Origin of the sequence: Nonomuraea sp. B10E15 (assembly GCF_039871615.1) — a bacterium.
GTDB lineage: Bacteria > Actinomycetota > Actinomycetes > Streptosporangiales > Streptosporangiaceae > Nonomuraea.
This window is the reverse complement of the sequence record NZ_JBDPMB010000051.1, coordinates 1-5,179: the sequence shown is the minus strand read 5'-3', so window position 1 is coordinate 5,179 and position 5,179 is coordinate 1. Positions and strand designations below refer to the sequence as shown.

Below are 5,179 nucleotides of genomic sequence, written 5' to 3'. Positions count from 1 at the left end.
TACGGTGAGCACGGGTGTGCCTTCCCGACCGACGCGCCAACGTCGGCCTTATCTCGAAACCATGATCAGATGATTCGGGAAGGTACACCCCTTCCCGTCAGATCCACAGGTTTCGATCATTGCTCGCCGCATCCCGAGATCGGGAAGTGGCCTTTTCGATCTTGTACAGCTGCGAAGTACAGCTACATGCTCAGCTGAGGTGGCACAGCAACCAGCCAGTCCACGATCATGTGTGCGTGGCTATGCTCCGGTTATTGGCGATCGGCCTTCTCAGCGGCCTGGTAGTGGTGCCGTTCTGGTCGGGGCCACGTGGCGACGGTTTCGAGCACGCGCGGTTCGCAGTGCTCACGGCCCTGGGCATGGGCCAGTTCCTAACGGTTCCCGTCGCGTTGGTGCTCGGGTTCGTGCTGGCGGTCATGGGCTGGTGGACGCGTCCTCCTGGTCATGTCCTGGGTGCGATCACGACCGCGTTCGGAGTGATTGTCGCCACCCAGGCACGGCCCGCGATGGACTGGATCGACGGACGACCGTCCGGACTCGGCGATCCAGACGGCGAGTCCGTCATTGCGTTTCTGGCCTTCGCTTCTGGTGTGGTCACAATCCTCGTCGGCCTCTTCATCATCTTGATCCGATGGTCTGGCTACGAACCGCAAGCCACCCCAGGGCGTCAACGGGGTCCACGTAGATACGGCAGGAAGAGCGGTCGGCGTGTGCCCCGCGCGGAAGGCCATTCCCCGTGATCGAGGAAATGGCCTTGTTGACCTTCGCCGGTGCTGGAGTCACGGAAATCTGAAGGTACGCGCCGCCGCATTGCTCAGCGCCGCCCGGAGGGTCATGTAGGCGTCGTGAACCGTCCAGTCCGAAGGCAGCGCTCTGCAGCGATCAGCGCAGCGAGAGCGTGACCGCGATGGCGTCATCGAAGGTCTTGATTACAACATCAACGGGCCCCAGGCGTACACGTACGAGATCTGCCTCGACATCCCGGACACCTCGACGTTCACGATCAACGTACGGGACTTGAACGACGGGTTGAAGACCATGTTCACGGACGACCGGCCCGGGGACAAAATCTTCCGCTACGACATTCCCCCCAACAGCTTCTGGCAAGTCCACGGCACGCTGACCGGCCCCGACAGCACCTTCCTCTACTACACCTGGCACGAGAAGCGAACCCCGGCCTGACCCGGCCTTATTCAACGACGGCCGGCACTTCGTGCCATCGAAGTTTGATCGGTGCGAAGTGCAGGTGGTTCGGATGGCGGAAGAGCCGCTCGCGGATGCGTTCGGGCATCCGGACTGAGGAGTCGCGAAACCGAGTGGTTGTCCAGGGCCGGCTCCGCATACGTTCTGCAGCATGACTGACGAGTGCTTCGGGCATCCACGGCTCGCCGCGATCTACGACCACCTCGACCCTGATCGCAGCGATCTCGATGCATACGTCCGGATGGCGGAAGAGTTCAGGGCGCATCGAGTACTGGACATTGGCTGCGGGACAGGAGTGTTCGGCCTCCTACTGGCTGATCGCGGGATCGAGGTCATCGGCATCGATCCCGCCCAGGCGTCCATCGATGTCGCTCGCGCAAAACCGGGCAGTGAGCGAGCACGCTGGATCTGCGGTGATGCGAGAACTCTCCCGGCGCTGCGGGTTGACCTCGCGACGATGACGGCGAACGTCGCCCAGGCCATTGTTGATCCGCAGATATGGCAGAAGACGCTGCAGGGGGCCTACGAAGCACTGGTGCCTGGCGGGCGCCTGGTGTTCGAGACACGGGATCCGGCGAGGCGCGCTTGGGAGGAGTGGAACCGCGAGAGCTCTTACAGCGTGACGGAGATTCCAAACGTCGGCGCCGTCGAGAGCTGGGTCCAGCTCATCGACGTGAGTTGGCCGCTGGTGACATTCCGGTGGACTTACGTATTCGCTGCGGACGGCCAGATCCTGACGTCGGACTCGACGTTGCGCTTCCGTGAGCGGCAGGAGGTCGAGAGGGACCTGGCCACGCACGGCTACGTGGTCGAGGAGGTTCGCGAAGCGCCTGACGGACCCGGCCGAGAGTTCGTCTTCGTCGCGCGGCGTCCATCATTTCAGTGATCCACACCACTCGATCTTCGATGACACATGCTCAAGGTTCGACGGCACAGGACGCGTCTGATCACGGCGGAGCGGGCGCTGTCGTTTCTCGCCAACATTCCGCCCCATGCTGATCTTCAACCGCTGTCGGAACTCACCTCCAAGCGCTGTCCGTTCAGACCAACAAAATCACCAGTACGACGGCCGGCCAGACCGAACGTCAGGCGCCTACTGATCAGATGTTCCGAGCCTGTATCGCGCGTAGGCATCGGCGGGAGGGGCGAACTCGATGCCGTTTTCATCGAGGGCGTTATAGATCGTCACTTGACCGTTCGGGAAGCTGAACCCCAAGGTCACGATCGTCCCCTCCACGAGATCCCTGTTTCTCCACATCAGCAACTCCGCCGCGGAACAAGGCTGCCCGACCAGTGCGGTGAGTTGATCCGGTACGTCGTCTCGCCACGCGAGGTGAAAGTCCGGCCGGTCCGGCGAGCGCGCTGGATCGATGGTGTTCCAGGTGATGGAGAGCTCGTCGAACTTTCTGTGTTTGATCTCGACCTGCTCGCCCTCGAAGTCCAGGAGGACCGGGCAGTCGGCGAACCACTCGTCCTCGTCGACATCCCACACCACCAGCGCTCGGGTCAGCCGCCTGCCGACGAGATGGCCCAATCGCGCCCCGTGAATGGCAGTGATCGCCGAGCGGCTGGTCAACCATTCCGGCCTGTAACCAGGAATTCCGAAGTTGAACATGCGGTGATTGTGCCGGACGCCGTCGCCGGGGCTTCTCGAGGTCGCTGGCCTCCGCCTACCCGGTTTGAGCATCAGTGAGACCAGCATCGCGGGCGAAGTCCCGAAATGCTTCCAGCAGCTCACCGAGGTTCAGAGGTCCGCATGCTCCTTCGAAGCGGATCCCGTTGCACCAGGCGTGTACCCAGTCGTCCTCGGTGCGTTCCACCACCAGGCGGTCCAGCGAGACTCCGGCAAGAGGCGTGTCGACCAGGTCGATCTTCAGGCGCCACCCCGGATTGTCCAGGGTGTCGATGGTGATGCCGTAACCGTGCTCCCAGCCGTCATTGCTGCAGGAGGCGTACCAAGACTGCAGGAAGACGAGGGCATCTGTGATCACGTGGTGAGTCTGCCAGCCGTGCCCGTCGCGTGCCCCGCTTCCCGCCCCGTGTGACAGCTGTCATGTCGTACTCATGATTGCGATGTCTACGCCGCTCCACGGTCGCGTACGAAGATCGGACCATGACGAACGGAAAGAGCTCCCCCAACTGGAAGGTCGGCATGTGGCCGAGCATCGCGATCGGTATGGGGCTGGGCGTCGTGCTGCACAACTTCGTTCTCGGCATCTCGCTGTCCCTGTGTCTCGGCATCGCCCTCTCGTACGCGCTGGCGGAGAACCGCAAGACCGGGGAGGAGTGAGAGCGAGGACAGCGGGCCCGTCGGCTTGGACGCCCTGTACCAGCGTCCCGGGTAGGCCCGCTTCCGACAGGGCGGCGACGAAGGCCGGTCTGCCGTACATCGGCCGGATCTCAGCCCAGAGTGGGGTACTTTGATCGGCTATGACTGAAGCCGGCTTCCTCGAAACGACCCGCAGCGGCTACGACGCGAGGGCGGCCGAGTACAACGCGCTCTTCCACGACCCTCTCGCGGGCCAGCCGCTGGACCGAGCCCTCATCGACACGTTCGCCGACCTGGTGAAGGCGACGGGCGCTGAGTCCATCGCCGATCTCGGGTGCGGGCCAGGGCACTACACGGCCTACCTCCACGCGCGCGGGCTCCACGCGTTCGGGATCGACCTGTCGCCGCAGATGATCGCACAGGCCCGCCAGGAGCATCCCGGCCTCCCGTTCGAGGTCGGCTCCATGTTGGCCCTGGAGCTCGCCGACGGCAGCGTCGGGGGCGTCTTCAGCCACTACTCGATCATCCACACCCCGCCCGAGCGGGTGCCCGAGGTGTTCGACGAGTTCGGCCGCGTGCTCGCACCCGGCGGGCACCTGCTGCTGTCCTTCTCGGGGACTGACGACCCGTCGCAGGCGGTCGAGTCGTACGATCACGTCGTTGCGCCGGCCTACCGATGGTCCACCGACATGGTTTCCGGCATGCTCCGTGAGCGGGGCATGGTCGAGACGGCCCGGCTGGTGTTTCCCGGAGACCAGGATGCGAGGCGCGGTTTTCCGAGGGTGTTCCTGCTGGCCGGCAAGACCGGCTGAAACTCGGCGAGCGCCATCATCTGATCATCCGGCGGAGTCGTCCGACGCCCTCGCTCGCCGGTCAGGCGGTCAGCGGCACCTTGTGGATCTCGTCGGCCGGGTGCCCCGCCCGCTGGTGGATGCGCTGGACGGCATCCGCGTCCGGCGCCTCCGACAGGCAGTAGACCACGCCCTCCTCAGGGTCGGCCCACGCGTGCTGGAAGGTCACCCCTTCCTCTCTCTGTATCGCGAGGTCGGCGGCGTGCGCCTGCTGGAGCTGCTCGTCGGTGATGCCCTTCATGCCGTGATGCACGTCCATGAACTTCGCCATGGCTTCCTCCTCGGAGGCGTGATCTGCGGATCTTCTCCAGCCTATGGCGGCCCCTGGCGGACCGGTCCTCAAAACTTCGCCAAGAAGGCGCGTGCCGGCGCCGTCTTCCCGTGATTCGCAGGGACACGGACGCACTGATGTTCCCGCCGCCGACCGGCAGTGTGAAGCGGCATGGCCGCGAGGAACCGCACGTTGAAGGTGCTCGCTGTCCGGCCGGCTGTCACGGGATGCGACCTAAACGATCCTGATTCGGTACACCTTGTGCATGTTGCCGCTGCTCTGCGATGAGCCTTCCCACATGTTCCATTTGGGAATCAGCATGGCTCTGGCGGGCCCTCCCAAGTCATCGATGTATTCGATTGCCACATTGTTGTTGCCTGCGGAGATCAGGCCCACGCCGTAGATGGCCACGTTCATCGTGCCGCCGTTCGCGAAGCAGTGGCGGTCCGTACCGTTGACCTCGGCGATTCACGGCTGCTGGTGAGAGTTCAGACCGGATGATCGGTTGAACAGCAAAGAGTGCTCCTGATCTGGAAGATTACGGATTGTCGAGATCAACAACCTTCCAGAGCGAGGAGCACTCTT

The 5,179-nt window shown here is 63.7% G+C and carries 9 protein-coding genes; 5 read left to right on the top strand and 4 right to left on the bottom strand.

Annotated elements, in window-relative coordinates; all coding sequences use genetic code 11:
- Window positions 1-236 precede the first annotated feature (236 nt).
- From ABGB14_RS49895 to ABGB14_RS49885, 3 genes are all read left to right on the top strand, one after another.
- The gene (locus ABGB14_RS49895; protein ID WP_347650945.1) at window positions 237-740 is read left to right on the top strand and encodes a hypothetical protein; all 504 of its coding nucleotides are present in this window, start codon (window positions 237-239) and stop codon (window positions 738-740) included.
- A gap of 277 nt (window positions 741-1,017) precedes the next feature.
- Window positions 1,018-1,182, top strand: coding sequence for a hypothetical protein (locus ABGB14_RS49890; RefSeq protein ID WP_347650944.1), 165 nt, complete (start codon window positions 1,018-1,020; stop codon window positions 1,180-1,182).
- A gap of 172 nt (window positions 1,183-1,354) precedes the next feature.
- On the top strand, window positions 1,355-2,089 hold the full coding sequence (locus ABGB14_RS49885; RefSeq protein ID WP_347650943.1) for a class I SAM-dependent methyltransferase: 735 nt from the start codon (window positions 1,355-1,357) through the stop codon (window positions 2,087-2,089).
- Window positions 2,090-2,296: 207 nt separating this feature from the next.
- Here the strand turns inward: ABGB14_RS49885 and ABGB14_RS49880 are convergent, their stop codons facing one another.
- Together ABGB14_RS49880 and ABGB14_RS49875 are read right to left on the bottom strand one after the other, a co-directional pair.
- On the bottom strand, window positions 2,297-2,818 hold the full coding sequence (locus ABGB14_RS49880; protein WP_347650942.1) for a hypothetical protein: 522 nt from the start codon (window positions 2,816-2,818) through the stop codon (window positions 2,297-2,299).
- A 55-nt stretch (window positions 2,819-2,873) separates the two neighbouring features.
- Window positions 2,874-3,194, bottom strand: coding sequence for an immunity 53 family protein (locus tag ABGB14_RS49875; RefSeq protein WP_347650941.1), 321 nt, complete (start codon window positions 3,192-3,194; stop codon window positions 2,874-2,876).
- Between the two features lie 122 nt (window positions 3,195-3,316).
- Between ABGB14_RS49875 and ABGB14_RS49870 the strand changes: the two genes are divergently transcribed.
- A complete protein-coding gene (locus ABGB14_RS49870; protein WP_347650940.1) occupies window positions 3,317-3,493 on the top strand; it encodes a hypothetical protein in 177 nt (58 codons plus the stop codon).
- A gap of 140 nt (window positions 3,494-3,633) precedes the next feature.
- Window positions 3,634-4,284, top strand: a complete 651-nt coding sequence (locus ABGB14_RS49865) for a class I SAM-dependent methyltransferase (RefSeq protein WP_347650939.1) — start codon at window positions 3,634-3,636, stop codon at window positions 4,282-4,284.
- Between the two features lie 61 nt (window positions 4,285-4,345).
- Here the strand turns inward: ABGB14_RS49865 and ABGB14_RS49860 are convergent, their stop codons facing one another.
- Window positions 4,346-4,594, bottom strand: a complete 249-nt coding sequence (locus ABGB14_RS49860; protein ID WP_347650938.1) for an SCO4226 family nickel-binding protein — start codon at window positions 4,592-4,594, stop codon at window positions 4,346-4,348.
- Between the two features lie 234 nt (window positions 4,595-4,828).
- Window positions 4,829-5,062 (bottom strand): beta/gamma crystallin domain-containing protein, encoded by a 234-nt coding sequence (locus ABGB14_RS49855; RefSeq protein ID WP_347650946.1) that lies wholly within the window; start codon window positions 5,060-5,062, stop codon window positions 4,829-4,831.
- Window positions 5,063-5,179 lie beyond the last annotated feature (117 nt).